At 37.1% G+C, this 24,411-nt stretch carries 32 protein-coding genes and 1 CRISPR repeat array; of the genes, 4 read left to right on the top strand and 28 right to left on the bottom strand.

The features are described 5' to 3' along the window. Positions 1–135 precede the first annotated feature (135 nt). The 18 genes from AC5LXV_RS10800 to AC5LXV_RS10715 form a co-directional block, all read right to left on the bottom strand. Entirely contained in the window at positions 136–354 is a 219-nt protein-coding gene (locus AC5LXV_RS10800; RefSeq protein ID WP_082205083.1) for an Ogr/Delta-like zinc finger protein, read from the bottom strand. A 259-nt stretch (positions 355–613) separates the two neighbouring features. After that, positions 614–1,750, bottom strand: coding sequence for a contractile injection system protein, VgrG/Pvc8 family (locus AC5LXV_RS10795; protein ID WP_493466413.1), 1,137 nt, complete (start codon positions 1,748–1,750; stop codon positions 614–616). Between the two features lie 7 nt (positions 1,751–1,757). Continuing rightward, the gene (locus AC5LXV_RS10790) at positions 1,758–2,195 is read right to left on the bottom strand and encodes a phage tail protein (protein ID WP_110423387.1); all 438 of its coding nucleotides are present in this window, start codon (positions 2,193–2,195) and stop codon (positions 1,758–1,760) included. Between the two features lies 1 nt (position 2,196). Continuing rightward, positions 2,197–4,401, bottom strand: a complete 2,205-nt coding sequence (locus AC5LXV_RS10785) for a phage tail tape measure protein (RefSeq protein ID WP_493466412.1) — start codon at positions 4,399–4,401, stop codon at positions 2,197–2,199. A gap of 138 nt (positions 4,402–4,539) precedes the next feature. Then, the gene (locus AC5LXV_RS10780) at positions 4,540–4,662 is read right to left on the bottom strand and encodes a GpE family phage tail protein (RefSeq protein ID WP_110423389.1); all 123 of its coding nucleotides are present in this window, start codon (positions 4,660–4,662) and stop codon (positions 4,540–4,542) included. A gap of 8 nt (positions 4,663–4,670) precedes the next feature. Then, on the bottom strand, positions 4,671–4,970 hold the full coding sequence (locus tag AC5LXV_RS10775) for a phage tail assembly protein (protein ID WP_110423390.1): 300 nt from the start codon (positions 4,968–4,970) through the stop codon (positions 4,671–4,673). A gap of 69 nt (positions 4,971–5,039) precedes the next feature. After that, positions 5,040–5,552: a phage major tail tube protein gene (locus tag AC5LXV_RS10770; protein ID WP_110423391.1), complete on the bottom strand. Its 513-nt coding sequence runs from the start codon at positions 5,550–5,552 to the stop codon at positions 5,040–5,042. 13 nt (positions 5,553–5,565) lie between these two features. Then, positions 5,566–6,741 (bottom strand): phage tail sheath protein, encoded by a 1,176-nt coding sequence (locus tag AC5LXV_RS10765; protein WP_493466411.1) that lies wholly within the window; start codon positions 6,739–6,741, stop codon positions 5,566–5,568. 210 nt (positions 6,742–6,951) lie between these two features. After that, positions 6,952–7,560: a tail fiber assembly protein gene (locus AC5LXV_RS10760; RefSeq protein ID WP_493466410.1), complete on the bottom strand. Its 609-nt coding sequence runs from the start codon at positions 7,558–7,560 to the stop codon at positions 6,952–6,954. Between the two features lie 15 nt (positions 7,561–7,575). Beyond that, entirely contained in the window at positions 7,576–9,057 is a 1,482-nt protein-coding gene (locus AC5LXV_RS10755; protein ID WP_493466409.1) for a phage tail-collar fiber domain-containing protein, read from the bottom strand. A gap of 326 nt (positions 9,058–9,383) precedes the next feature. Beyond that, positions 9,384–9,989, bottom strand: coding sequence for a tail fiber assembly protein (locus AC5LXV_RS10750; RefSeq protein WP_493466408.1), 606 nt, complete (start codon positions 9,987–9,989; stop codon positions 9,384–9,386). Positions 9,990–10,004: 15 nt separating this feature from the next. Next, the gene (locus tag AC5LXV_RS10745; protein ID WP_493466407.1) at positions 10,005–11,357 is read right to left on the bottom strand and encodes a phage tail-collar fiber domain-containing protein; all 1,353 of its coding nucleotides are present in this window, start codon (positions 11,355–11,357) and stop codon (positions 10,005–10,007) included. 280 nt (positions 11,358–11,637) lie between these two features. Continuing rightward, positions 11,638–12,243, bottom strand: a complete 606-nt coding sequence (locus tag AC5LXV_RS10740; RefSeq protein WP_493466406.1) for a tail fiber assembly protein — start codon at positions 12,241–12,243, stop codon at positions 11,638–11,640. A gap of 17 nt (positions 12,244–12,260) precedes the next feature. Next, entirely contained in the window at positions 12,261–13,583 is a 1,323-nt protein-coding gene (locus AC5LXV_RS10735; protein ID WP_493466405.1) for a phage tail-collar fiber domain-containing protein, read from the bottom strand. Continuing rightward, positions 13,580–14,185: a phage tail protein I gene (locus AC5LXV_RS10730; RefSeq protein WP_493460093.1), complete on the bottom strand. Its 606-nt coding sequence runs from the start codon at positions 14,183–14,185 to the stop codon at positions 13,580–13,582. The genes AC5LXV_RS10735 and AC5LXV_RS10730 overlap by 4 nt, the downstream gene beginning before the upstream one ends. Further along, positions 14,175–15,086 (bottom strand): baseplate J/gp47 family protein, encoded by a 912-nt coding sequence (locus AC5LXV_RS10725; protein ID WP_034882262.1) that lies wholly within the window; start codon positions 15,084–15,086, stop codon positions 14,175–14,177. The genes AC5LXV_RS10730 and AC5LXV_RS10725 overlap by 11 nt, the downstream gene beginning before the upstream one ends. After that, positions 15,074–15,427, bottom strand: coding sequence for a GPW/gp25 family protein (locus AC5LXV_RS10720; RefSeq protein WP_034882260.1), 354 nt, complete (start codon positions 15,425–15,427; stop codon positions 15,074–15,076). The genes AC5LXV_RS10725 and AC5LXV_RS10720 overlap by 13 nt, the downstream gene beginning before the upstream one ends. Next, the gene (locus tag AC5LXV_RS10715; RefSeq protein WP_110433388.1) at positions 15,424–16,062 is read right to left on the bottom strand and encodes a phage baseplate assembly protein V; all 639 of its coding nucleotides are present in this window, start codon (positions 16,060–16,062) and stop codon (positions 15,424–15,426) included. The genes AC5LXV_RS10720 and AC5LXV_RS10715 overlap by 4 nt, the downstream gene beginning before the upstream one ends. A 262-nt stretch (positions 16,063–16,324) precedes the next feature. Next, a CRISPR array of direct repeats spans positions 16,325–17,192; the repeat unit is 28 nt; unit sequence GTTCACTGCCGTGTAGGTTGTTTAGAAA. Between the two features lie 201 nt (positions 17,193–17,393). Here AC5LXV_RS10715 and AC5LXV_RS10710 point away from each other — a divergent pair. From AC5LXV_RS10710 to AC5LXV_RS10695, 4 genes are all read left to right on the top strand, one after another. Continuing rightward, positions 17,394–17,573 (top strand): hypothetical protein, encoded by a 180-nt coding sequence (locus AC5LXV_RS10710; RefSeq protein ID WP_493452263.1) that lies wholly within the window; start codon positions 17,394–17,396, stop codon positions 17,571–17,573. An 18-nt stretch (positions 17,574–17,591) separates the two neighbouring features. Next, complete coding sequence (locus tag AC5LXV_RS10705; protein ID WP_493467993.1) at positions 17,592–18,062, top strand: type II toxin-antitoxin system death-on-curing family toxin; 471 nt, start codon at positions 17,592–17,594, stop codon at positions 18,060–18,062. A 253-nt stretch (positions 18,063–18,315) separates the two neighbouring features. Then, entirely contained in the window at positions 18,316–18,864 is a 549-nt protein-coding gene (locus AC5LXV_RS10700; RefSeq protein WP_493466404.1) for a hypothetical protein, read from the top strand. Positions 18,865–19,012: 148 nt separating this feature from the next. Further along, positions 19,013–19,318 carry a type II toxin-antitoxin system YafO family toxin gene (locus AC5LXV_RS10695; RefSeq protein ID WP_493466403.1) on the top strand — a complete coding sequence of 102 codons (306 nt, stop codon included), beginning with the start codon at positions 19,013–19,015 and terminating at the stop codon, positions 19,316–19,318. Positions 19,319–19,810: 492 nt separating this feature from the next. Here the strand turns inward: AC5LXV_RS10695 and AC5LXV_RS10690 are convergent, their stop codons facing one another. From AC5LXV_RS10690 to AC5LXV_RS10645, 10 genes are all read right to left on the bottom strand, one after another. Further along, on the bottom strand, positions 19,811–20,245 hold the full coding sequence (locus tag AC5LXV_RS10690) for a phage tail protein (RefSeq protein ID WP_493466402.1): 435 nt from the start codon (positions 20,243–20,245) through the stop codon (positions 19,811–19,813). Positions 20,246–20,270: 25 nt separating this feature from the next. Continuing rightward, positions 20,271–20,561 carry a phage holin family protein gene (locus tag AC5LXV_RS10685; protein ID WP_493444800.1) on the bottom strand — a complete coding sequence of 97 codons (291 nt, stop codon included), beginning with the start codon at positions 20,559–20,561 and terminating at the stop codon, positions 20,271–20,273. Further along, a complete protein-coding gene (locus AC5LXV_RS10680; protein WP_493444799.1) occupies positions 20,558–20,935 on the bottom strand; it encodes a putative holin in 378 nt (125 codons plus the stop codon). The genes AC5LXV_RS10685 and AC5LXV_RS10680 overlap by 4 nt, the downstream gene beginning before the upstream one ends. A 4-nt stretch (positions 20,936–20,939) precedes the next feature. Further along, positions 20,940–21,143, bottom strand: a complete 204-nt coding sequence (locus AC5LXV_RS10675) for a tail protein X (protein ID WP_110423402.1) — start codon at positions 21,141–21,143, stop codon at positions 20,940–20,942. 252 nt (positions 21,144–21,395) lie between these two features. After that, positions 21,396–21,569: an Rz1-like lysis system protein LysC gene (gene lysC, locus AC5LXV_RS10670; protein WP_493466401.1), complete on the bottom strand. Its 174-nt coding sequence runs from the start codon at positions 21,567–21,569 to the stop codon at positions 21,396–21,398. Continuing rightward, a complete protein-coding gene (locus AC5LXV_RS10665; protein ID WP_034882241.1) occupies positions 21,547–21,882 on the bottom strand; it encodes a DUF2570 family protein in 336 nt (111 codons plus the stop codon). Before AC5LXV_RS10665 ends, lysC begins: the two co-directional genes overlap by 23 nt. Then, positions 21,879–22,319 carry a D-Ala-D-Ala carboxypeptidase family metallohydrolase gene (locus AC5LXV_RS10660; RefSeq protein ID WP_110433392.1) on the bottom strand — a complete coding sequence of 147 codons (441 nt, stop codon included), beginning with the start codon at positions 22,317–22,319 and terminating at the stop codon, positions 21,879–21,881. Before AC5LXV_RS10660 ends, AC5LXV_RS10665 begins: the two co-directional genes overlap by 4 nt. Next, on the bottom strand, positions 22,316–22,630 hold the full coding sequence (locus AC5LXV_RS10655; RefSeq protein ID WP_493466400.1) for a phage holin family protein: 315 nt from the start codon (positions 22,628–22,630) through the stop codon (positions 22,316–22,318). The genes AC5LXV_RS10660 and AC5LXV_RS10655 overlap by 4 nt, the downstream gene beginning before the upstream one ends. Positions 22,631–22,774: 144 nt before the next feature. Next, on the bottom strand, positions 22,775–23,485 hold the full coding sequence (locus AC5LXV_RS10650) for a hypothetical protein (RefSeq protein ID WP_493466399.1): 711 nt from the start codon (positions 23,483–23,485) through the stop codon (positions 22,775–22,777). A gap of 73 nt (positions 23,486–23,558) precedes the next feature. Further along, a complete protein-coding gene (locus tag AC5LXV_RS10645; protein ID WP_493466398.1) occupies positions 23,559–24,233 on the bottom strand; it encodes a hypothetical protein in 675 nt (224 codons plus the stop codon). Positions 24,234–24,411: the final 178 nt, after the last annotated feature.

The following is a 24,411-nucleotide window of genomic DNA, read 5'->3' as shown; positions in this document are numbered from 1 at the left end:
GGTTGTTCCTCTGCAATTACGGCTGGTAGTCTAATATTAAAGCTATCTGTTTATAATGATATTAGTTATGTCGTTAGTAGATGTTTTGATTGGGAGAGGGCACCAGATTGCTGTGAGGTGCAATCTGGTGATGGTTTAGGCTTTTTTGGCGTGTCGGCTGTATGGCGATATTGGGATGTTGACTTTTGGGTCTGGGATTGCGCTTGGTACAATCGTTTCTGAGATTGATTGCATTGCAGTAAAAGTATGTCCACAATATATGTTGGAACATTGGTAATACTGTTTGCGAGTTAAGTTGCTTATTTCTTCACTAGATCGGATAAATGTTTTGTTTCGGCAATGTGGACATTTCATGTGACTAACCCCTTTGAATTAAACTTTAGTTAATTTTACATTAATTTAAGTTTAAGTCTAGTGTTTTTCTATTTTTATTTTTTTGCCATGTCTTTTGTTAATTGGTGATGAAGTTTAGCTGAGCGATAACTTGGTTATCTATTGATTTTATCTGTTTTTTTGGGGTTTAATGGATGACTCTTGGTAAGAGTCATCATTTGCTAAGTATTTAAAACAAAATTAAACTTAACTTAAGTTGATTTGCTGTACTGTGTGGGTGTTATTTTAAGATATTTTCGTAACTTTCTTCTTCAGGTTTTATTTGTAATTCTAATTCAGTAGTAAATCCACTACCTTTACTTAATGAATGTGTACATGATGCGATAGTCCAATTTGTTGAGTTTATTTCTTGTTTGAATCCATCTACTTCAACCGGCATTTCGCTAAATAGGTCGGGACGGCCTAAAGCAAGTTTGAGTTTAAACTGTGCTATTCCTTGTTCAATTTTTTTCAATTCACTTTTTGCTGCTGCTGTTGCACTCTCTTCATTGGCATAAACATATTTGAGTTCTTTGATTTTATCTTTCATATCATCTCGGTTGGCATTCTTTTCATCCGTCCCCTCAACGTGAACTTTACTATCTTCAATTTGCTGTTTATAAATAATTTTGTGCGGTTCTTTGGTAGGTTTTTGGTAATCATACCATCGGGTTTTTACACCTATATATGGACTTTTAATGAATGTGTAGCTGTGCATGTCTCCAGATGCTCTTTTGATTTTAGCCGGTGGGATTTTTTTGCCATTTACGGTTATCCCTTGACCTTTATTAAACACGATTAACATATCATTTTTAATCGTTACGCCCCCTCCATAGTCATCAATTAATCGAGTAAGAAATGAGCTATCTGATTCTTTCATTTGGTCAATATATGGTATGAAGTTAGAACCTATCAATTTATCAAAGCGATAAGGTAACTTGTTGCGTATAGCAATCTGGGCGATTATCTGGCCTAGGGTGAGGTTTTCATAAGATTTTTCCTGAGGTTTTAGGGCGGCTCCGTCTATTAGATTGGCACTTGAACCTTGCAGAGTAATGATATCTGGTGTACCAGAATGGGTAACTTGCGTAATGGTAAATACATTTTTTATATTTGCTTCAAAGATTTTCGCTTCTTGATCGTCAATCGTGGTTTTTGGCTTATCCGCTTTCCAACCAAGGGTAATTTCTAATTTAGCCTTTGTTTTAGGCAAATTGACTTTCTGATCGGAATCGTCAATGACTATAGTGATTGTGTCTGCTTGAAATCCATTTTTATCTTCAATTTTCATTGATATAAGACGATTATCAAATTTTTCGGTAATATCTTCTCGCTGCTCATCATCTAATAAGATAATTTTAAAATATGGTTTTGCCATGTTGTACCTATATAATAATATCAATAATATCAATAATATCTTTGATTATACCCTCATCAAAGAAGTCTGAAATGTCAACTTTAGTTAGTTTTATGGTGAAGTTGATTTTTCGTGGAGCGCCGTGACGATCGAGTTCGGTGTATTTTCTTTCGACACCATTTAATACAAAAAAGCCAAGCGGTACCCCATCGCCTTGAATAAGCGGCAGTGGTACAGATAAATATGCCATACGTTCTAAGACTTCAATGCTGACTCTACCATGGGTTAATTCGCTGAATACTGAACCCGATAAGGTAATGGTTTCGTTATTTGGGCCGGTGAACTGTAGTGCTGAACGTTTGTTGACCCTATTATTGCTTGCCCAGTTCCAACTTTTGTTTAATGTCATTTCTTGGTAGGGTAATGTTTTTAAGCTGAAAACAAAAAAGCCGTAACACATCATCATTTTAGTAGATATCCCTTAAGCTGCTTCTAATTTGAAATAATTGTTGTTGTTCTCGACGATCGAGTTCTTGAGTGATGACTCTAGCGATTTCTTCTTCATTCATACCTGGTGCGGCATTGATGGTAATGTAATATTGTGATGTTCCACCTTGAATAGTGTTAATCGCTGAATTGCTATTAGCATTTGGTATATTATTTGCGGTATTGGTTGGAATCTGCGGCGCCTTGGTACTAACTTTATCAGCAAATTTACTCATTGAGTCTAAAGCGGTATCTTGCGTTTCATCAACCCCATTTTGATAGCCTTCAATGGTGTTAACACCAAATTCTTTAAAGACTGTCGATGGTGAGTTAATGCCAAGTTTTGATTTGAACCAACTGCAAATGTTACTTCCAAGATTACATATACTTTCCTTTAAGCTGTTCCAAGCATTTTTGATACCGTTTATTATTCCGTCGATAATATCTCCGCCTATTTTTAAAAACTTATTAAATAATCCATTTTCACCAGTAAAAATTTGTCCTATTTTTTCAGGTAGTTCTTTTATTTTTTCAGGTAATGACATAATAAGATCCCATGTCTCACCGACTATTTTTGAAAGACTTTCAAAGAGTCTGATTGGTGCCATAAGGATACTCCCCACAACAGAACCAAAAGAGGTTCCGGCCGATTTACAGCTTTCAAACTGTTCATCTGTGAGTTTCATTGGTGATAATAATTCACTAAACCAGTTGATTACTCCACCTATTGCATCACCTATCGTTGTGAATACTGGTCCTAAGGATGAGAAAGCATCAATAACTGGCTGTATTTCATTGGTAAGTCCTTGCCAGAAACCAGTGAAGAATGCGCTAATTGGTTCCCAGAATTTGCGAATCAGCAGTGCTGAAGCAGCGATGGCCATAACAACAAGGCCGATAGTACTAAGTGAAAATGCTTGACTAACTGTTGCGATAACCGTGCCTAAACTTTTAAATGCATTGATTACGCCTTTGATAGGAATTTCACCTAATGTACCTAATGCTGTACTTGCCATGGAGCTGATTGAAATTATTTCCATAAAGGTAGCAACAAAAGTAGGGTGGTTTTTTACCCATTGCTGAGTACTTGCTGTTAGCTCGGTTAACCATGGCATTGCACTAGCTATTGGTCCTTGCATGGATCCACCCATAGAACTTGAGATATTAGTTAGTGTGGCTTTTAATATTTCAAATTGTGACGCAAAACTTTTACTGTCAATATCGGCTTTTATTTGTAAAGAACCCATGGCATTGGGGTTATTAATTACTGATTGTTGTTGGGTGAGTAAAGGCAAATTATTGGTAAGTTTGCCGGTGTTTTGCGCCTGTTCGCTACCAAATAACTGACTAAGGATTTCTGTTTGTTGGGTTGTATTCTGTTGTTTAATGGTTGTTAGTACTTTTTGTATTGTGTCAATGGCATCGATTGACATATTTTTTTCTATTTGTGTGGCATCAAATCCAAGTGATTGTAATGTTTGTTGGAATTGCTCCGATTGCGTTGTCGCTTTTGATAAACTGTTGACGATAGCATTGGTGGCGGCAATCGCACCATCTGGTTTTATATTTAGGTTTAAGAATGCCGAATTTAATGCCATAACTTGTTTGAAATCGAGTTTATCAGCAATATCATCCATACTTTTTAGTGAGCTTATGATATCTGCTACATTAGCATCGGTGTTATCACTTAGATAATTAATGGTGTCGGCTAAATTTTCAATATTTTCTATTGGAATATTGAATAATTTGGCAATTTCACTCAGATCTGAGGCTAACTCATTTGCCGGTAAGCCAAAGGCATTGGCTGAAATTGCTGAGATTTTAGTAAAGTTTAGTAGTTGTTTGTGTTGTTCGCTTATAGGATCGCTTTGTTTAGTTAGGCCTAATTTGGCATTGGATTCTACCTGTTCAGCAATATCTAATGCTCCTTTGGCAGCTGGTATTTGTTGACTTAGTGATTGAATTTGTTCTTTCATGCTGTCAAATAATTTAGTTGGTTTGCCTTGTAGGTCATATAGCCCTTTAACTTGCCTAGCAACTTTATTCATAGCCTGTTCAAGTTCTATAAAGGATTCAACCGAACTTAATATTGGTTTACCAAGATTTGTGCCAAACTCTTTTAGTTTTTCACTTTGCGAACTTGTTTTTTCTTCATCTTCTGAATTTCTGTTATTTTCGTTGGCCATAATTAATAAACTTTTATTTTCTGATTTTGATTAATGATGTTTATGTTGGGCGCATTGATTAAGTACTAATTCGTTTTTTAATTATTTAATAATCAATGGCGTCAAACGGTACCTTATTTTTAATAATTCACTCCCTGATTATTGTTGATTATTGGTACCGTTTCTGACGCGAGCATGCTCTCGCCACTCCATAAGTTCAGATAAGTTTAATTCATCCATGGCAGACGGTTGCCAATGAAAGATTAGTGCAATATCTGCCATTGCCTCTTCTACTCGGTTAGGGATTCCTTGTTGGCATCGTTCGAGTTCGGGGACAAAAAATTGATTACCTCTTTGGTGATTTCCGACAAGTCAATTAAATCTAAAGTATATACTTCATGTTCAGCAATTGATGGTGTGGTAATGCGTGGTAATACTTTTGCTAATGAGTCGATATCTAAATCAATAAATTCGAGTAATTTTACACCACGTAAATCACCAGTTACTGGTTTGCGAATAGTAAATTCGGTTATGGTGGTTTTACCTGATTTAATTCCATTTTTTAATGTGATTTTTTTGCTGCTTGTCATTTGTTTCCCCTCGTAAGAAGCCCTTGCGGGCTTTTTTATTTAAATGATTAATTAGGATTAAATTAATTGTTATAATCCAATTGCACTACGTGCTTTTGATAGACGATCTTTTCCGTTTACTTTGTCGATCATGTTGATTAGGTCGATTTCAGTAATTTCTTCGTTGTCGATGATCTCTTTATAGTAAGTACATTGCGTAGTAATTTTGGTTGAGTTGCTTTCACCTTGTTTAAGTTCACCACGGTCTTGTTCTTTATGGCGTCCGTTAACGATGATTTCGACTTTAATAAAATCTTCACTATCATCTTTTTGGTAAGCACCAGCAAAACGTAATGTAACACCATTGAGTAAGCCACCATGCTGTTTTAGCACTTCGTGAGCTAAGCCACCGATTGTCCATTCAACATTTAATGCATCATCTTCATATCCCATGTCGATTGGTACACTGCCTGGCATACCGGCACCGCGATAGTTTTCAAATTTGCGGGTTAATTTTGGTGGTGTGAATGATTCGACTTCACCAGCAAAAGAGGTTCCGTTAACGTAGACGTTGAAGTATTTGAGTTTTTTAGGTAGAGCCATTTAATTGTTCTCCTTAGTTAGTGGCGACTGAATTAGCCAGCTCAACCAAATATTTATCGGTAATGCGTTGGCGTAACATAAGATTTTCGAGAGGCGGGACAGGTGTGTAATCATAATCAATATATAATTTACCTGCTTTTAGAATGTCTGGGGTATTAGCTTCAGGGTCAAACCATGCTTTACCATCAACAATGTAGCCGTTAGATTTTAATTCACGGAATTTGTTATTGATTGATTCAATTAAATCTTTAATTAATGAGGCATGCATTGGAGCATCAACTAATTGGAATTGAGCTTCAGCGATAGTGTCAGCTAAAACTTGAGCGGTACGGGTGTAGTTTTCAAATGCAAATAAGGTATCCGCTGAGCAAGTGCGAGATCCCCAGAAGCGATATCCTTGATTACAAATTAAAGTTGTTACATCGTGCTCGTTTAAGTAATTTGAATCTGAGCTTTCTTCTTGCAAATCCCAAAATACATCGTTAGAAATGCCAGTGACGCCATTGACAGGAACATTTGATAATGTTTTATGCCAGCCAACTTTTTGGTCGATTTGGGCACGTAGACCTAACGCTCTAGCCGTTGCAGCTAAAGTGACATTTTGTTTTTGTGTAGCATCGAAACCGACAAAATCAGGCCAAATTACCATTGCTTCACGCGCACCTAATTTATCGCGATAAAGTACTGCTTGTTCTTTGGTTTTAGCGCCGTAAGCCGATACATAACAGAAGGCACGTAATTTTTGTGCTAATGAAACTAGTGCTGTTGCAACTGGTAATGAGTCATAACCAGGTGCACCTAAAATACGTGGTTTTACTTTCAATTGCGTTTGTGCTGAAAGTAGCGCTTTCATACCTGTATATTTGCCATCTTCAGTGGTGGTACCAATGATATTTGCTTCTGTTTCTGCAACAGTTGCACCTGTCTCAACACGAACAGCAACAATCACTGGTGAACACTGATCGGCAATCGCTTCTAGCGTTGGTTTTAGTGTACCTGTTGAGCCAGCTTTACCGATTGCGCTATTGACATTGGTAATTAAAACAGGGGTGTTAAGTGGAAATTGCGTCGCATCGGCATCATCGCCAGTACAGACAATACCAATAACAGCGGTTGATACTGTTCTGATAGAGCGTGAACCTTCATTGATTTCGATGACTCGGACGCCGTGATGATAATCGTTAGCCATAAGTTCTCCGTTGTGGTTTACATATTGTAAAGTTAAAGTACATGGCAATATTTGCATATTTAATACAAAGTGGTTAGTGATTGGATTTGTAGCGAAATTTGTTACAATTTATAACGAAAATGTTTGTCAGATCAGATTGATATAACAGGCAAAAAACTGTCATTTATTATTGGAAATCAGCTAAGTAAATGACAGTCATTAATATTGAAATTAGCTATTTGGCATATTTGGCCAGTCGATATTTGGTGCTTGTTGAACATCAATGCGATTTAGTAGTGCGCGGTATTTTTTCCATTCAGCGAGTAATTGAATTTCTTGTTCGCTGGCGATTTGCGAATCAACTGCATCTTGTAAATAACTGATTTGCGAGGTTGCTTCCGAAATGAGTTGTTTTTTTTGAGTTGTCGCTTGGTTAACTTGCGATTGGTGCTGTTTATTTTTATCTAATTGCCATTTTTTGCCATCCCACTTATCAAATTTACTGCCTGGTTTTAAGGTGGTATAACCTTCAGGAATCTCACCAACCTCTTGCATAGTCGTTTCTGCGCCAGTTTCGGTAGAGTAGATCTTAATGCCGCGTAAATCTTTAGGGTAGGTCCATTGTTGGCCATTGTGGATGATGGCTTGATTGTCTTGCACGTTTTTCGGGGCTTCTAAGTAAGCATGAGCCGGTAGGCCAACGCCAACAGGCAAATATTGATAGGTAGCTTGTGAAAATTCACCTTTGGTATCAACATTATAAATAATTGCCCAACCGGCAGAGATGGTTAGACCATTTTTATCTAATACGGCTGATGCTGGTTGTAATTCATATTTCATTATTTGTTCTCCTGATTATTCTGCTTTAACGATATACATAAATGCAATGTTTCGCGGATGATTATCATGCGATGTCGGCACAACGCGTGACGCATTAAATATTAATGTCTGATTTCCGCTGTGCGTGCTGCTATTAATACGAGCATTTGAGCGAGACTCCGTGTAAAACGCACCGGATGCGAAGACTGGGTTAGCAGCTGTCATAAATTCTGCGTAGATGTTGCGAATTGCGTCTTGTTGCCAGCTTAATATGCCACGACCGGGATCGGCTCCTCTTGTATTATCCCATCCTCGAATAAATTCACCGCGTAAATCGGGTAATTTTCCAGATGGATAAGCAGCAGCGAGTTTCGGAAATTGATTTTTATTAAACGTTGAACCGTTACATTCTAGCCAACCAGCAGGAGGTTGAGTATTTGGCCATGGCAAAGGCACACCGATAGGAATATAATTAGAAATATTGGCTGTGGTGATAAATTCATTCCAACTATAATCGCCAGTATAACTTGGGTTTTGTTCATAAGTTATAACACCCCTGTATTTAACTCGCTTACTTAAAACATCAATGGCAATATCACCAAATGAATCACCAACAAATGATCGCATTACATGGCTATAATCGAATGGTTTACACCCTTGTGATTGTTGTTGAGTGAATAAAAAACCACTATACTGGTTCTTAGGCTCATCTATGGATTCATTGCCTAAAACATGTGAAAAGCCAATTCCGTAAGAATATTTAGTTAATACGGGGTGACCTTTTATTTTCAGCTCACCAGTTATATCATCGCCTGAACGTTTAACTGCCGCCATAGCTATATCATTCACTATGTTGACTCTCTCATCCACTTTTGTGACTTTCTCATCCACTCTTTTGACAGCTTCATTTACTTTTTTGACTGCCAATGGGGTTGCTGCTTGGTTTTCAATGGTTAAATTAGTGGCGGAATTTAATTGCACAAATCCTTTGGATGAAGTGGTCGCAGTCGGGTGATTGGTCGATTTTTCATGAGCCGTCATTCTAGCGGTAATTAAATTATCAACATATTGACGAGTGGCTAATATTACTGCTGGGTCAATTTTCAAGGCAATGGCATCAGTGTTTTCAACGATGATAATGATACGAATGACTTGCGTTCGTCCACTACCTTCGGATAATTGTGGTTTATAGGTAGCCGGGCAATTACCCACCGCAACTAAGGTGTTACTCTCATCATATAAGCCAATTTCATGAATAAACCATCCTCCTTGACTTTCCGGAATAATTAATTCGGCAATAATTTGATTCGCATTATTTTCATCAATGGTTAATGAGTTAATGGGTGCTTGATAGACTTCATGAACTAATTTGCTTTGATTGGCATTTGGTGTAGTTGCCTTACCATTACCATCACCAACTCCCATCTTAGTTAATTTGAGTGGGATACCAGATGCGGTCGCATTTGCTAGTAATGCGGCGCCTTGTTGGGTAATTAGAGTATAATATTTTTGACTCATATTTTCATTCCTATAAATAAAAATTCGAATCGCCATTAAGGCGATCGAATGAGCTACTTGTTTGGTTTTAAGAAGCCAGTTTATGAATCCTTTATCCAGTCCTAGGACTTTTATTTATAAAGTGGCTTGCTAACGATAGTGACATAATCTTAGGAAGTGATGTAATAAATGGATATGTAATAAACAAGTTTACAAGTGGGGTAGGAGAGGTTCTTTGAAAAGATAAACAATTAATAAAAACCTTGGTGGTGAAGTGACCCCCAATAGTTGGACAACCAATTACTGGGGGGCACTTCAGTTTAAACCAAGGTTTTTATCAATTAACGTTATTTAGGCTGTTTTGGCCAGTCGATATTTGGTGCTTGTTGTACATCAATGCGATTTAATAATACGCGGTATTTTTTCCATTCAGCGAGTAATTGAATTTCTTGTTCGCTGGCGATTTGCGAATCAACAGCATCTTGTAAATAATTGATTTGTGATGTTGCTTCCGCGATAAGTTGATTTTTTTGAGTTGTCGCTTGGTTGATTTGCGATTGGTGCTGTTTATTTTTATCTAATTGCCATTTTTTACCATCCCATTTGTCAAATTCACTATTTGGTTTTAATGTGGTATAACCTTCAGGAATGTCACCAACCTCTTGCATAGTCGTTTCCGCGCCAGTTTCGGTAGAGTAGATCGTGGTGCCGCGTAAGTCTTTAGGGTAGGTCCATTGTTGGCCATTATGGATGATGGCTTGATTGTCTTGCACGTTTTTTGGGGCTTCTAAGTAAGCATTGGCCGGCAAACCCACGCCAACAGGTAAATATTGATAGGTAGCTTGTGAAAATTCACCTTTGGCGTCAACATTATAAATAATTGCCCAACCGGCAGTGATGGTTAAACCATTTTTATTTAATACGGCTGATGCTGGTTGTAATTCATATTTCATTATTTGTTCTCCTAATTACTCTGCTTTAACTATGTATATAAATGCGACATTGCGCGGATGGTTGTCATGTGAAACAGGGACTACACGCGATGCATCAAGTGAATAAGTTTGCCCCCAATCGTCACTATCACCTATTTTTACTGCAGCATTCCATCTTGAATCAGATCTGAACACCCCATCTGCAGTAATGGGTGCTGCACCACCGGCACGAGTAACAACCGGGAACCGACCACTTATATTTCTAATTGCATCATCTTGATAACTTAAAATGCCTCGATTAGGGTCTAATCCTCGACCGTTATCTTTCCCTCGAATAAATAACCCGCGTAAATCCGGTAGGGTTCCCCACGGATAGACGGCTGCTAATTTAGGAAATTGATTAACATCAAATGGTGAACCATTACACTCGAGCCAACCGGCAGGTAAATGGTCACTAGGCCAAGGTTGCGGAATCCCAACAGGTAAAACACGTTCTTTAACAAATTCATTCAATCCAAAAACTCTCTCTGATCCAATATAACCAGCTATCCAGCCATCATGATTGATATGCCAAGAAAATTCGTTTTTATAGGTATTATATACTCCGGAAATTCCATCATTACGTACAACAAATATATGTCTTTTGTCTCCCGAATATACCTGCGATTCAAATTCGGACATTCGGAACTTATCTACAATTGGATCAATTCGATTATGCGCGGCGCTTGCATGGTCATAGGCAGCCTGTGCTTTTTGGTCAGAATATCGAGCATATTCATAAGCATCACGAACCGCTTTTGGGGTTGCCGCTTGGCTTTCAATTGTTGAATTGGTTGCCGAGTTTAATTGCACAAAACCTTTTGAAGAAGTAGTGGCATTGGGGTGATTAGTTGATTTTTCATGGATTGCCAGTTTGTTAATAATTAAATTATCTACATATTGACGCGAGGCTAATACTACAGCCGGATCAATTTTAAGTTCAACTACACTTGCATTATCTACTGCTACAATCATGCGGATTACTTGTGTACGGCCACAGCCTTCAGGCAATTGAGGTTTATAGGTAGCAGGGCAGTTACCGACCGCAATTAAGGTATTGTTCTCATCATATAAGCCGATTTCATTAATAAACCATCCCCCTTGGTGTTCCGGAATGATTAATTCAGCAATAATTTGCTTTGGATTATTTGCGTCTGTGGTTAAAGTATTGATTTGTGCTTGATAGACTTCATGAATAAGGTGGGTTTGAGCAGCATTTGGCGTGGTTGCATCACCATTGCCATCACCAACCCCCATTTTAGTTAATTTGAGCGGAACACCTAAAGCAGTAGCATTTGCCAGTAAGGCGGCGCCATGCTCGGTTATTAATGTACAAAATTTTTGACTCATATTTGTATCCTATAAATAAAAATTCGAATCGCTCATAAGGCAATTGAATGCGATATTAGTGTCGGTTGTTATGTCTAGTTTTTGAATACTTTATAAACTGCATGCGATTTGCATTTCATAAAATGGTTTACTCACGATAGTGACATAATCTAATGAAGTGAGGTAATAAATGGATATGTAATAAACGAGGTTACAAGTGGCGTAGGTGAGGTTTAGTGAAATGATAAATTATTAATAGAACCTTGGTGACAAGACCAAGGTTTTTGTTTATCTATTAACGCTATTTAGGCTGTTTTGGCCAGTCGATATTTGGTGCTTTTTGTACATCAATGCGATTGACTAGTGCGCGGTATTTTTTCCATTCAGCGAGTAATTGAATTTCTTGTTCGCTGGCGATTTGCGAATCAACAGCATCTTGTAAATAATTGATTTGTGATGTTGCTTCTGAAATGAGTTGATTTTTTTGAGTTGTCGCTTGGTTGATTTGCGATTGGTGCTGTTTATTTTTATCTAATTGCCATTTTTTGCCATCCCACTTATCAAATTTACTGCCTGGCTTTAAGGTGGTGTAACCTTCAGGAATCTCACCAACCTCTTGCATAGTCATTTCCGCGCCAGTTTCGGTAGAGTAGATCTTGGTGCCACGTAAATCTTTAGGGTAGGTCCATTGTTGGCCATTGTGGATGATAGCTTGATTTTCTTGCACGTTTTTCGGGGCTTCTAAATAAGCATTGGCCGGTAAGCCAACGCCAACAGGTAAATATTGATAGGTAGCTTGTGAAAATTCACCCTTTGCATCAACATGATAAGCAATTGTCCAGCCGGCGCTGATGGTTAAACCATTTTTATTTAATACGGCTGATGCTGGTTGTAATTGGTATTTCATTTTTTCTCTTTCCTTTATTATTCTGCTTTAACGATATACATAAATGCGACGTTGCGAGGGCGAGTTTCATGTCCGCCGGTATGTGTTGTATTGAAAGTATAATCCCCCTCGTATCTGTCACCTCCAGATCCCCATGGGTTACCACCACCTTGCTCACCTACTAGGCGGATAGGTGTACTATGGTTATGGCTTTCGATCATGCAATTTTGCCAACTCAACATACCACGATTTGCATCAACTCCCTTGCCGTTGTCCCAACCTCGAATAAATTCACCTCGCAAATCCGGTAAAAAGCCATGAGGGTATGCAGCAGCGAGTTTAGGAAAGTGATCTCTGTTAAATGTCGAGCCATTACATTCAAAATAGCCAGCTGGCGGATGAACTTGTGGCCAAGGTAATGGTACGCCTACCGGAGGGGTTCTGTCTCTAACAAACTGATCTAAGCCACCTACACGAGGCGCTTCAATAAATCCTCCACACCATCCATCGGAATTAAAAAACCATGAAAAATCGTTTTTATAGGTATTATATACCCCAGCAACTCCGTCATTGCGTACAACAAATAGGTATCGTTTATCTGCAGAAAATAATTCTGATTCAAAATCTGGAGTACGTAACCGGTCAGTTACATTTAAAAGAACATTATTGACATCAGTTATTCTGTTATGCGCATTACTGGCATGGTCAAAGGCAGACTGCGCTTTTTGGTCAGTAAATCGAACATATTCAAAAGTATCATGAACCGCTTTAGGGGTGGCTGCTTGGCTTTCAATTGTTGAATCAGTGGCCGAGTTTAATTGCACAAAGCCTTTGGATGATGTTGTCGCTGTTGGATGGTTGGTTGATTTTTCATGAGCTGTCATTTTGGCGGTAATCTGGTCATTCGTGTATTGCCGCGTGGCCAAGACAACGGCTGGATCGATTTTCAATTCGACAGATTGGGTGTTGTCGACAATAATGACCATTCTAATTACTTGCGTTCGGCCACTGCCTTCAGCTAATTTAGGTTTGTAGGTTGATGGGCAGTTACCCACGGCGATCAGATTACCGTGATCATCAAATAGACCAATCTCATGAATAAACCAGCCACCCTCGCTCTCAGGAATGATCTGTTCGGCAATAATTTGATTGGGGTTTTCTTGGTCGACAAATAGTGTGTTGACAGCGGCACGTCTGACTTCGTGTACTAATTGGGTTTGGTTTGCATTGGGTTTTGGAATGTTACCATTGCCATCACCAACTGCCATTTGTGTTATTTTAAGAGGAATGCCAAGTGCCGTGGCATTGGCTAATAGTGCCGCGCCTTGTTTGGTTAAGACGGTGTAGTATGTTTGATTCATGGTTTTATGCTCATTGTATCGATTAAATGAATAGTTGCGCCCGAATGGCTTTCAGATTGAGTAGCGACAGTTTCAGCAATATAAGGGTAGATATCTAAAGTATTACCATCATAGCTACTGGCTCCCATGGTTAATGAACCTTTAGATACGAGCTGGATAGCCAATCCGGTTAGTTGACGTGATACTGGTTTGACATCATCAATGATACGGCTAAGTTCGTTATAAGACTCTTCGGTAATACCTTTGTCTAATACGCCAATTTCCAGCCCAAAAGAGCCAGGCGTTTGATTGTTTTGCCACCACTCGGTAATCTTGATTAAGAAACCAAATGGCTCGACAGCCCGGCGAATTGCCTCTTTGGTGCCTTTGAGCTTATGGATTTCAAAGGCTTCGGCGATGACTTTACGTTTGATCTCCTCAGACCAATTTTCATCCCAACGGTCTACACTATATTGCCATGCCAGATAGGGAAGTAATTCGTAAGGACAAGTTTGCGGATCCCAAAGTGAGCGTAACGGTATTGGCGGCTCACAAGCAATCGCTTGTGAAAGGTTTTTCTCCAGTTTGGTAGCTGTAGGGGGGAGTAGCGTTTTATTCGCCATAACCTGCTACCTCAACTTGATAGTCTGAACAATAACTCGCTTGTTCCCGGTTGATGATAATATCTTGTGCCGGTTCTTGGAGTTCAACCCGTTGTACGCCAACCACATGTAACGCTGAGATGATAGCACTTCGGCTGATTCTTCGGCCAATTCGATGTTTTTCGCTAATGTAAGCTTGTAAATTATCCATAGCGGTTTTTTTAATCGGTTCTGACTCGGGACCTGGATATAAGTAAAGTTTCGCTTTAATTTGGTAGTCAATTAATTCGACTGATTTAACGGTCACCCTGTCGGCAATCGGTCGACGATCATCTTGATTGACCGCTTTTTTGACAACTTCAATCAACTCATCCGAGGCAATACCATTATTATCCCGCGCTAAAATTGCGAGAGTAACACAGGCAGGGGACGGGCTTTCAGCTGCCGCGTCTAAGACTCGTCCATCAGCACTACGGGCAAAAAATTCATATGCTGCGCGCGGTCCGGCAACCGATAATCCTTCAAAGGCTGATTGAATGCGGACTCTAAAGTCACTATCGGCTTCTTTAATTTCTTTGATAGCCGGAACGACACTATTGTCTGCAGCTTGCACGGTTAGACGATAAACATTGAAGTTGGCGCCTAGGTTATCTAAATCCTGATCTTTAGCATGGGCAATCATTAATGCTTGTGAGGCTTCGTTGATTCTTTGCCGTAAAATCAGTTCATAATAACTGCTCTCTTGTAACAGTTTGACAATCGGCTCACTTTCAAATTGTAATGTTTTGGCAACTTCTTCCTGTTCTTGTTCACTATAAAGTGAAATGAATTTGGCTTTGCGGCGGTTAAAGATCTCTTCAAAATCTAGGGATTCAATTACATTTGGGGAGGGTAATTTTGAAAGGTCGGTTAATGCTGCCATGTTGCTACCTCGATTTCGCTATTAAAGGTTTGGTTCGGTTTGTCTATCCGTGAACCGGTTATTTGTAAGGTTAATTTTTCTTTATCAGGGAACACATCGACCGTATCAAGTTTTATTCGTGGTTCCCATTGAGTAAGTGCCAATACCGTAGCCGAAATCACACGTAGTTTAGTTGCTTCTGTATTTGGGTTGTCTAAAAGTAAAAACAGTAACGAACCATAATTACGTCGCTCAATTCTCGAACCAATCGGTGTGGTGAGAATATCTTTAATGGACTGATTGATATGGTCCATATCGGTAATTGTTCGTCCTGATTTGCTATTCATGCCAATATAACTCATTGCGGTTTTCCTGTTGAATCGCCACCAGCTTTAACGCCGCTGTGGGTGTGAGAATCTAATACAATACCGTTTGATGATAATTGCCCTTGAGTGTGGATCACATTACCGGTTAATGTGCCGGTACTACCTTTGGCGCCACCACCGCTAGCACTGAATGATTTGAATGTTACATGATCGCTACATTCAACCAATGGGGTATCAAGTTGAATTTTGCTACCCGCTTTAGCCGTAATTTGGTCACTGGCTTCAATGATAGCGGTTTTGATCCCTTTAATGGTTAATTGACTGGTTTCTGGTTCATATTCAAATGAGGCTCCGTCAGGAAAGGTCACCAAATAACCATCTTCAGATTTAGCAGGAGCGGGATTGGCATCACTGAATATACTAGGTAATACGCAACCTAACGCTAAGTTACCATTAGGGCTTAAAATAAATACCTGCTCACCAACTGATGGTCGCCACCATGTACGGCTTTTACCAGCACGATGGGTGAACCAAGGTAACCACGCGGTAATTAATTCACCGGTACGGACTTTAACCCGATCACCATTGGTTTGATAAACAACGCCAGGGCGAATCAGGTTTTCAATTTTTCGTAGAATGTCGACTAAGTCGGCGGGATGATAATTTTTCATAACGCCTATAATGAAATTTTATCAAGTAAAAATAAAGTAAGCTTAGTTGTAGCGATTGGGCTTACAAATTTTCAAGGAGTTAAGTTAGAACAGAGTGTGGTTTGAATAATGCGATCACTAACTTTCTTTTTACCCTTTTTTTTCTTAAAATAAAAATAACAATAAAATCAAAATATTAATTGAGTGGTTAAAAAAAGGGTTTTTAAAAGCCAAATAGCACTTTGCCTTTTTGCTAACAGAGTTTATAGTATATATGGTTCTAGTTCACTGCCGTGTAGGTTGTTTAGAAATATACCTCAGCATATAAGCTATCTAGTGCGATGTTCACTGCCGTGTAGGTTGTTTAGAAACCACGCTTTCGCTAGTTCGATCGCTTCTTTTGGTTCACTGCCGTGTAGGTTGTTTAGAAATACAATAGATGAAAAAAAGGAACGAATTAAAGGTTCACTGCCGTGTAGGTTGTTTAGAAATGTAGAGAATCCGCTTGCAGACAGTCCGAATAGTTCACTGCCGTGTAGGTTGTTTAGAAAGATTGTTCCCCATACGCTTTCATTGAGGTTTTGTTCACTGCCGTGTAGGTTGTTTAGAAATCTTTTATCGGTACAGTAATGCAAAATCCGCCGTTCACTGCCGTGTAGGTTGTTTAGAAAAACTGGGGTCATGACCCCAGTTCGAGATTCAAGTTCACTGCCGTGTAGGTTGTTTAGAAAATTCTCCTAGACCCAAAAAGAAAAAGGCTAACGTTCACTGCCGTGTAGGTTGTTTAGAAAACCACGTTCAGGGTTAAGGGAGGCGGAACAAAGTTCACTGCCGTGTAGGTTGTTTAGAAAATTTTTTGACGTCCAATGAGCTGATTTATCAAGTTCACTGCCGTGTAGGTTGTTTAGAAATGATAGTGGCTGGCTAAAAAAGGAAAGTGAAAATTCACTGCCGTGTAGGTTGTTTAGAAATATTTCTTATTTTGCTTATTTTACCCCATTTTGTTCACTGCCGTGTAGGTTGTTTAGAAAAGATATTACATTCACCAGAGGTGAACAATTGAGTTCACTGCCGTGTAGGTTGTTTAGAAACAGAGCAACAGGTTTTCTTTAATGCGTCATGGGTTCACTGCCGTGTAGGTAGTTTTAAAATGATGAGTTGTGCTATTTTAATAAACAATTTGCTAAGATGTAATATTATAAATCTAGTTATTGTCAAATATATACCAACTATTAATTTTTGCTGCTTGTATAAATTTTCTTTACTATTTACCTTATGGTATTTATAATCCAATCGAAGTTAACATTTAAAGTGATTGTTGACTTTTTATATTAATTCATGAGGTGAAAATTATGGGTCACGCACAAATAAAGGAAGAACGTCTGTACATTCCTCCACGTGACAGGCAAATAGAGGTTAAAGCAAAGCCAGCATTGGGTAAAGATTGTACTCATGGCGATCAAATTTTAAATGCTTTTTCTATTGGATTTTCGCACTATAAAGAAGCCATGAAAGAACTGTCAAAGGTTTAGATAATGCCTTTATCCCAAATTGGAGAAATTGTTGACGGGATCAGTTATCTTTCCATGGACGATTTAATCTTAATAAATTCGTTACTGATAAAGTTACAAACACCTAAAGAGCCTATTCAAGTTCGCGATAAGAACTTACTAGGTTCCTCTCAAGCCAGACCTAGCCAGTATAAATACCTTGCTCAAACGGAAGATATTTTTAAACTGACAGCAGTATTAATTGAAAGTCTAATAAAAAATCATCCTTTTGCTAATGCAAATAAAAGAACAGGTATGTTGTCAGGTTATCTATTTTTACTATTAAATGGACAACAACTAATTGCACCTCAAGATCAAATGATTGAAATGGGGGTAGGAATAGCGTTAGGAAAATATGATCTCTTTGATATAGAAAGCTGGTTATTTAATCACTCGATAGAGTTTGATTCTCGTCTACTTTGTGTGAAAAATGACAAACCAATCGAAAGGTTAATCAAAGAATTAATTTAAAGATTACACGGCAGTGAAGGCAAATTAGAAATGCCGAAGGGGCGCGCGCTATCTCTAAACTACCTACACGGCAGTTTAGAAATTTATAACGTCTTATTTCTATCACATGCGTAGGTTCACTGCCGTGTAGGTAGTCTAGAAAAATCAATAATTATGTTTAGTTTTTACTTTACTTGAATTGAAAAAATCGCTTATATTTTGCTTAACTTAATCGCGTGAGCTATGAATTTTGATATTTAATAAAGGGGATAATATGGCTAATTATAGTGTGGTTAACTCAGCAGTTCTTGTTGCGTTACTCGCTTTTTCTAGTCAAGCAGATGAAATTTCAAACTCTTTTGAAAGCCCTTTTATTGTAAGAAAAAAAAACGATAATAGTGCAGACGAAATAAATACCAATGAAAGTATTACTGCTTTATTAGATCAAGCAGCTAAAAAAGCAATAAGTTCTTCTATTAATTTATGTGAAACAATTGATAAGCGTTATATTGAATTAATTAACTCACCAGAAAAACTCTCCGATAATATGTATATCGCGCTGAACAAAATAAGCGATATATTTGTGTTGTTAGATACTCTTTTTAAAACAGCTATGGCCCAAAAAGGTAATATTAACTCAGTACAGGAATATAATCAGTTTAATGAGGCTTATAGAAATTACAAAATAGTTTATGGAAAATTTAATAAACTAGTATCCTTAGCTAAACAAATTAAAGTGGTACCAACATACTTTGAAAGTGATATAGATTTCAATGGATTAAAAGAGTTAACAGAATACTCAAATAGAATTTTGGCATCTTAACTGAATGGAAAGGATGTTAAATGGATTTTTCAGTATCTATTAATTATCAAACCAGAGAGCGTTTTTCACCCCTATCTTTGATAAATACCCTAATTTAGAAAAGCAAATTATTAATGATTTTCAAAAATATAAACAAAGCAATGGTGATTTGGTTCCTAATTACTTCGGTAGGGATGTTGCTTATATTGAACCATATTTAGCAAATAAGATTGGTTTGATGCACATTCATATGTGCTTTCCTCCAAATAAATTTAATGATTTAGACGCACAATATTATAGGGTTTGCAAAAAAGGACAAACTGACGCTTGCTTAGTTTATATTAATGGCTCATTAAATATCAATCACTTCTCTCTATTAGCTATTTTTTCTCCCGATGCTCACAAAAAATCCAGAGATAGATCAATAATGAATTATATTTGTAGAGTAGCAGAAGATTTTTACAATAATAATTAAATACATTCCTTAAGTGCTTTCTATATACACGAGAATATTAATTGCCTTATAGGAGGAGTTAAATATTAACGCATTGTTTTTTATTGTTCTATTATAGCTAATCTAAAGCTGTAGGTTCGAAGAACGGGTTTTCGATTAATACAATTTATTAGCTAAATCGCCTATAATTCATTTAAAAAAATTTAATAATCAATGTCTTAATATGTATTTTAACCTGGTATTAACTTGATTATTATTGTTACGTAGCAGTTGGTTCATCAGAATTTAGCCCTAGATGATTACTCAAGCAGCAGATTATAACAATTGCCATAATCAACAATCATTAACTAACGTTTTTTAACCTATGAATTTTTAGTTAAAACTTTGAGAGAGCACTTTTTAATCTCAGAAAAAATTGAGCAACGGGGCTTTTTAACCCCTTAAAATCATCTTTTAAACAGCAAATTTAAGATATTAATATCAGCCCATTTTATTGGTTAAGCCAAGTAAAAGTTATTTATGGCCATACTTTTCTAACGGTTCTTGCAGAATTAGCCGATCTGATAATGAATCAAATTCCAGTTTATCTTGTTTTTTTGTCGCCTTGATCCGTTCCGATAATTTTAATTCAATGGTTAAATCACATTGGTTGTCAGTGATATTATCTAAATTAAATTTAATTGCTTGTTGACGAGACTGGGTGTTAATCAATGCCTCAGGTTGATTATTTTGCATCCAACTGACAATGCTAGCGATCAACTCATTAAAAGGATAGCAATAAGCGCTTAAACTTATCGTCAATGTAAAATGGTATTGGAATCCCGAATTGTCGACTGAGAAGGGCTCAATGAAGCCGTCTTTGATGGTAAATTGATGGGTGCCTGCTGTACTGTTATTGAGCAGATTACGTTCAAGTAAATATTGCTTTAATTGATTAATTTTTTTCATATAAATCCTTTAATGTTGTGAATAATCATGATGATTTTCTTTTTTTGCTCGATTTTGGTTTTCGGCAAAGCGTACCGATATTTCCTTTACTTTTTAATAAGCAGAGTAATAGTGTTAGATTCATCACAATCTGCGCCAGATAAGCACGATGTGATAGATTGAAAAAAGTAAATAAGCAAACGGCGACACTCGAGACAATCATTAACCATGCTAACCAACTGTATACAACTTTGTAGCGAGAATTGTGGTGGTCAAAGGTAAATAATCGCACAGCAATCATTAAACAAAAAATAGCATTGAGGGTGGTGGTTATCATGATTTTTTACCCTTGAAGATATTGAATAACTCAGTTGGATCATCAAATTTTTTAATCAACCAAAGTAATAATTTAACACTTATTGCCGAGGAAACTAAGGCGCCTAAACCAAGAGGGATTTTGTTTTGGATGCTGATTGGAAAAATGGGTATCAATAAGTAGAGTGTCATTTCAGCTAGCAGCAATCCCATAGCAAATGAGATAAAAAATAAGATGATACGACGTAAAACCGAGATGCGTTCTTCACTAATGACTAATAAAATCGAACCACAAAGTGCACCTAAAATAATGCCGTTTTCGATGTTGGGATAAATCATTGATACTGAAAAAGCACTAAAAACAGCGGTAAAAGTTAAACTGGTGGGTTCTGTCATTAAGTTAGTCCCATAAATTGATGGTATTTTTAGTTTTTTCGGCTACCATTTCCGGTACATTGACCTCGGTGCCCATTGGTAATATTGCCGGTAGCTCACATAGTTTTGGATTATTTTGATAAATTATTTCCACAATGCCTGCCGTTCTGCCAAAAACTCGATAGGCTAGCGCATCAATGGTTTCATTTTGCATGGTATAGACGATCATTTTCAATTACTCCAAAGTTGATTATTGACTTATTGTTAACCGCGACATCGCCGATTTATCAATAAAATAGGGCTCGGCGGTAGACAAAGTTGTCGATCTGAAAACCTTTGAACCGCCGAGATGTGGGGGTCACTCTTTATAAACAATTAGTTACGATTATGGTCGTTGCTAAATCGTTTTTAAGCAATCAAGCTAAATTGTGGCAAATTGAAATACAAAGCTAAAAGGTATTATCAATCAGTTAACCAAAAATCAATTGCTATCGGCGTTATTAATCTCGCGAATAGTTTTTTTATCTGCATTACATTTTTCAATGACATTCAATAAATGTTCATTGTATTTTAAGCTATCACCAAAAGTCATTGGCTTAGGCGGTAAATTTGGCTGACAATTATTGAGTAAATTAGCGGGTATTGGTTGCGTCACGAAGACTTTTCGCTCGGTTGTACAAGCTACCAGAGATAGGCATAGGCACCAGCTGGTTAGCGCAATAATTATCTTTGAGTTGACCATGAATCTGCTCCTGATTTTGCAATGATTGGTTCTCTAATGACTGTTTATTTTGCTCATTGTCGGCAATAAGTTGATTGTTCCTCAAAATTGTTTGCTCTAATTGGCCTAATTTTTCAGATAATTGCTGCACTTCATTTCGTGCTGATTGTTTATCATGCAGCAAATCGCCAATAATATAAATGAGTAAGATAAACGCGAAAGCGATTGTGAAGTTAGTTTTATTCATACTAATCCTGGTAAATAAATAGTTTTGCCGTTTTGTTTAATAGCCGTAAGGACCTGTTGGCGATGACCTGTGGGGTTGAATTGGATATGAACCCATTGATTATGCTCTTGTATAAGTTTGTCAAATTCGATACCACTAGCGATTAGACGTTGACAGATTTGTTTAGGATCACCATAGGCACAATGAAAATCAACAGCGAGACCTTTGGTATGCGCGCTAGTTGGCGAACCGCCTACCTGAGTATTGAGAGCCGGGCAACGATAGCCTGATGTGATGATGATTGGATGGGCTAAAACTTTCCTGACTAATTCAAGTTTGTTGGCAGTAAATTGAATATTTGCCATCAAGTGATCGGGAATTTTATTCTCGATTTTTAACCGTTTTGCGGTGGTTGAACAGCTAAATTCCTCTAATGAGAAATGTTCGGTTAATTTCATTGTTGTTTATCTCCTTTAGCATGTTTAATTAATTTTTCTTCCAGAGTTTTAATTAATGTTGCGCCAGACCAACCTGCTAGGCCCGCTATTCCTCCCGCTAATTCAAATCGCCAATCAAAATAACTTGCGGCTAAAATCGCCAGTGCCCCAGCAAAAGCTGAAATTAACATCTGGGCGATTAGGGTACCAATACGAAATTTATTGCCTTTTAAAACGTTATAAAAGTAATTGGCTAATGAACCGAGCGCGGTGATGATGAACAAATAAATGACCACATACCAGTTTAAATTATCAGGATCTTTAATTGGCATAATTGATTCTCAAAATAGATATGGCCACCAAGATATGGGTTAAAATTTTGCCAGCTTGGTAGCCATTTGGGTTAGTGAATTAAGCCGTTATTGGTGAATTTAGCTTTTAAATCAAGCAAGTTTGCTATGATTGAGAATTTATGATTAATCACGACATTTATGGGCAATAATTTCATACTGGTAATATAGGGTTGGATGCAAATCTGAGCTCCTATTTAACACACGTCCGATACGGCAATTTAGCATATAGGCTAAAGTATTTTTATCGAAAAATTCATCTGAATTTGGATTAACCATAATTATGTCAGAACGGGTTGGATATTTTTTATAAGTTTTACCGTCATAATAAAATCTATCATTTTCCAATGCATTTTTACTACGCTGCTCTATGTTATAACTTGCAGGTTTCAAATGACTAGGTGGATTATTGAGTTTTACTCTCCATTCAGCTGGAAATCCTTTTAGAGCATATATCCCAGTTCCGATAAGTCCCGGATCATCTGACTGATCAAATAATACAAAATAATTAATATTAATTATGATATTGTAATAAAGATGAATTTGTTTTAGATGCTCAGCTGTATATCGGGAAAAAGTAGGAATAGATACATCAAAATCTATACTTGAATTTTTACCTTCAAATAATATTCCTTCGTGTAAAAACGATCCCTTACCTAAAATTAATGTTTCAGGCATGTAAAGAATTCCATTATAACCAAAAGAGATTTTGTTAAGTGGGTTAGGGTCTCGTTGGATAACATTTGGTTGAATAAAATCATCTTCCCGAAGGACTCTAAGGGAACCGCCTGAATAAGGTGGGTTATTGTACATTACGACAGGTTTTACTAATGCCATATTTTCATCCTTTTATAAATCTTAGTTGTGTAATTATTAGTTATTTTCTTTATTTATTTATTTATTTATTTATTTAACTCTTTTTGACTGCAAAAAGTTCATATTGATAAAAATGTTTAAACGGTGTAGTTATACTAGTTAAATTCTCAATTGATAGGTAAGCCCAACCAGATCCATCAGCTAGGTATGCATCAGTTTTTAATGGATAAATTTCGTTGTTTATTGAAAAAATAGCGTATTCAATCTCTTCGTTGTCTGCTCTTTTAACAATGTTGAAAATAATATTTCTTTTTTCTTGGTAGGATGTCGGTTTTATATTAAATCCTTCATTAAGGTGTAATAGAGAAGATGGCTCAACTTGATTCCCGTAAGCTTCATATAGACAATGAGTTATATTTTGAGGAAAAGATTTTGTTTTTTCACATGCTAAATAGGAATTAAAGCGTACAAAAATTTGATATTGCTTGCTAATTGATCTGAGTTGCTCTGTAGAAAAAGATTTATAACAAGGGAAAATGATATTAAATGGTCTTTTATAGGCTAGCATGTCCTGTTCAAAACGTCCACTGCCTAATATAAAATAGGATGGTAAGCAAAGCAGCCCTTCCTTATCAATTTTTAAAGTGTTATTAGGCTCGTTAGATAAAGCAATGTTTTGGGCTGACAGTAAATCTTCATCTTTAATTTCACTAAAATAGAAGCGATCAGTTTTATCCCAATTTTGTACAATAGGTTTTTTTATTTCCATGTTTTTTGTCCTTTTTTCTTAAGATTTCGTTGAATTAAGCGGGTTAATTTAACTGGTTAATTATACAGTATTTTGCTTGTTAAACCTAATTATTAGGCCTTAAATGGCTAAAAAACAACTTTAAAAAAACAATAATAATCATGACGTTATCATTATCTTTTAATGATGATTTGTCGTT

This window comes from Gilliamella sp. LMG 34359 (assembly GCF_984569085.1).
Note: the sequence above shows the minus strand (reverse complement) of the source record. Positions and strands in the feature narration are given on the sequence as shown.

Coding starts and splice junctions, on each gene's coding strand:
- AC5LXV_RS10790 (WP_110423387.1), bottom strand. CDS start 2,195: ATGATGATGTGTTACGGCTTTTTTGTTTTCAGCTTAAAAACATTACCC.
- AC5LXV_RS10660 (WP_110433392.1), bottom strand. CDS start 22,319: ATGAAATTAACCGAACATTTCTCATTAGAGGAATTTAGCTGTTCAACC.
- AC5LXV_RS10780 (WP_110423389.1), bottom strand. CDS start 4,662: ATGGCAGATATTGCACTAATCTTTCATTGGCAACCGTCTGCCATGGAT.
- AC5LXV_RS10720 (WP_034882260.1), bottom strand. CDS start 15,427: ATGAGTTATATTGGCATGAATAGCAAATCAGGACGAACAATTACCGAT.
- AC5LXV_RS10775 (WP_110423390.1), bottom strand. CDS start 4,970: ATGACAAGCAGCAAAAAAATCACATTAAAAAATGGAATTAAATCAGGT.
- AC5LXV_RS10725 (WP_034882262.1), bottom strand. CDS start 15,086: ATGGCAGCATTAACCGACCTTTCAAAATTACCCTCCCCAAATGTAATT.
- AC5LXV_RS10665 (WP_034882241.1), bottom strand. CDS start 21,882: ATGAATAAAACTAACTTCACAATCGCTTTCGCGTTTATCTTACTCATT.
- AC5LXV_RS10690 (WP_493466402.1), bottom strand. CDS start 20,245: ATGAAAAAAATTAATCAATTAAAGCAATATTTACTTGAACGTAATCTG.
- AC5LXV_RS10655 (WP_493466400.1), bottom strand. CDS start 22,630: ATGCCAATTAAAGATCCTGATAATTTAAACTGGTATGTGGTCATTTAT.
- AC5LXV_RS10745 (WP_493466407.1), bottom strand. CDS start 11,357: ATGAGTCAAAAATTTTGTACATTAATAACCGAGCATGGCGCCGCCTTA.
- AC5LXV_RS10755 (WP_493466409.1), bottom strand. CDS start 9,057: ATGAGTCAAAAATATTATACTCTAATTACCCAACAAGGCGCCGCATTA.
- AC5LXV_RS10740 (WP_493466406.1), bottom strand. CDS start 12,243: ATGAAATACCAATTACAACCAGCATCAGCCGTATTAAATAAAAATGGT.
- AC5LXV_RS10675 (WP_110423402.1), bottom strand. CDS start 21,143: ATGATCGTCTATACCATGCAAAATGAAACCATTGATGCGCTAGCCTAT.
- AC5LXV_RS10735 (WP_493466405.1), bottom strand. CDS start 13,583: ATGAATCAAACATACTACACCGTCTTAACCAAACAAGGCGCGGCACTA.
- AC5LXV_RS10800 (WP_082205083.1), bottom strand. CDS start 354: ATGAAATGTCCACATTGCCGAAACAAAACATTTATCCGATCTAGTGAA.
- AC5LXV_RS10685 (WP_493444800.1), bottom strand. CDS start 20,561: ATGATAACCACCACCCTCAATGCTATTTTTTGTTTAATGATTGCTGTG.
- AC5LXV_RS10715 (WP_110433388.1), bottom strand. CDS start 16,062: ATGAAAAATTATCATCCCGCCGACTTAGTCGACATTCTACGAAAAATT.
- AC5LXV_RS10750 (WP_493466408.1), bottom strand. CDS start 9,989: ATGAAATATGAATTACAACCAGCATCAGCCGTATTAAATAAAAATGGT.
- AC5LXV_RS10650 (WP_493466399.1), bottom strand. CDS start 23,485: ATGGCATTAGTAAAACCTGTCGTAATGTACAATAACCCACCTTATTCA.
- AC5LXV_RS10795 (WP_493466413.1), bottom strand. CDS start 1,750: ATGGCAAAACCATATTTTAAAATTATCTTATTAGATGATGAGCAGCGA.
- AC5LXV_RS10710 (WP_493452263.1), top strand. CDS start 17,394: ATGGGTCACGCACAAATAAAGGAAGAACGTCTGTACATTCCTCCACGT.
- AC5LXV_RS10680 (WP_493444799.1), bottom strand. CDS start 20,935: ATGACAGAACCCACCAGTTTAACTTTTACCGCTGTTTTTAGTGCTTTT.
- AC5LXV_RS10700 (WP_493466404.1), top strand. CDS start 18,316: ATGGCTAATTATAGTGTGGTTAACTCAGCAGTTCTTGTTGCGTTACTC.
- AC5LXV_RS10785 (WP_493466412.1), bottom strand. CDS start 4,401: ATGGCCAACGAAAATAACAGAAATTCAGAAGATGAAGAAAAAACAAGT.
- AC5LXV_RS10770 (WP_110423391.1), bottom strand. CDS start 5,552: ATGGCTCTACCTAAAAAACTCAAATACTTCAACGTCTACGTTAACGGA.
- AC5LXV_RS10730 (WP_493460093.1), bottom strand. CDS start 14,185: ATGGCGAATAAAACGCTACTCCCCCCTACAGCTACCAAACTGGAGAAA.
- AC5LXV_RS10760 (WP_493466410.1), bottom strand. CDS start 7,560: ATGAAATATGAATTACAACCAGCATCAGCCGTATTAGATAAAAATGGT.
- AC5LXV_RS10645 (WP_493466398.1), bottom strand. CDS start 24,233: ATGGAAATAAAAAAACCTATTGTACAAAATTGGGATAAAACTGATCGC.
- AC5LXV_RS10765 (WP_493466411.1), bottom strand. CDS start 6,741: ATGGCTAACGATTATCATCACGGCGTCCGAGTCATCGAAATCAATGAA.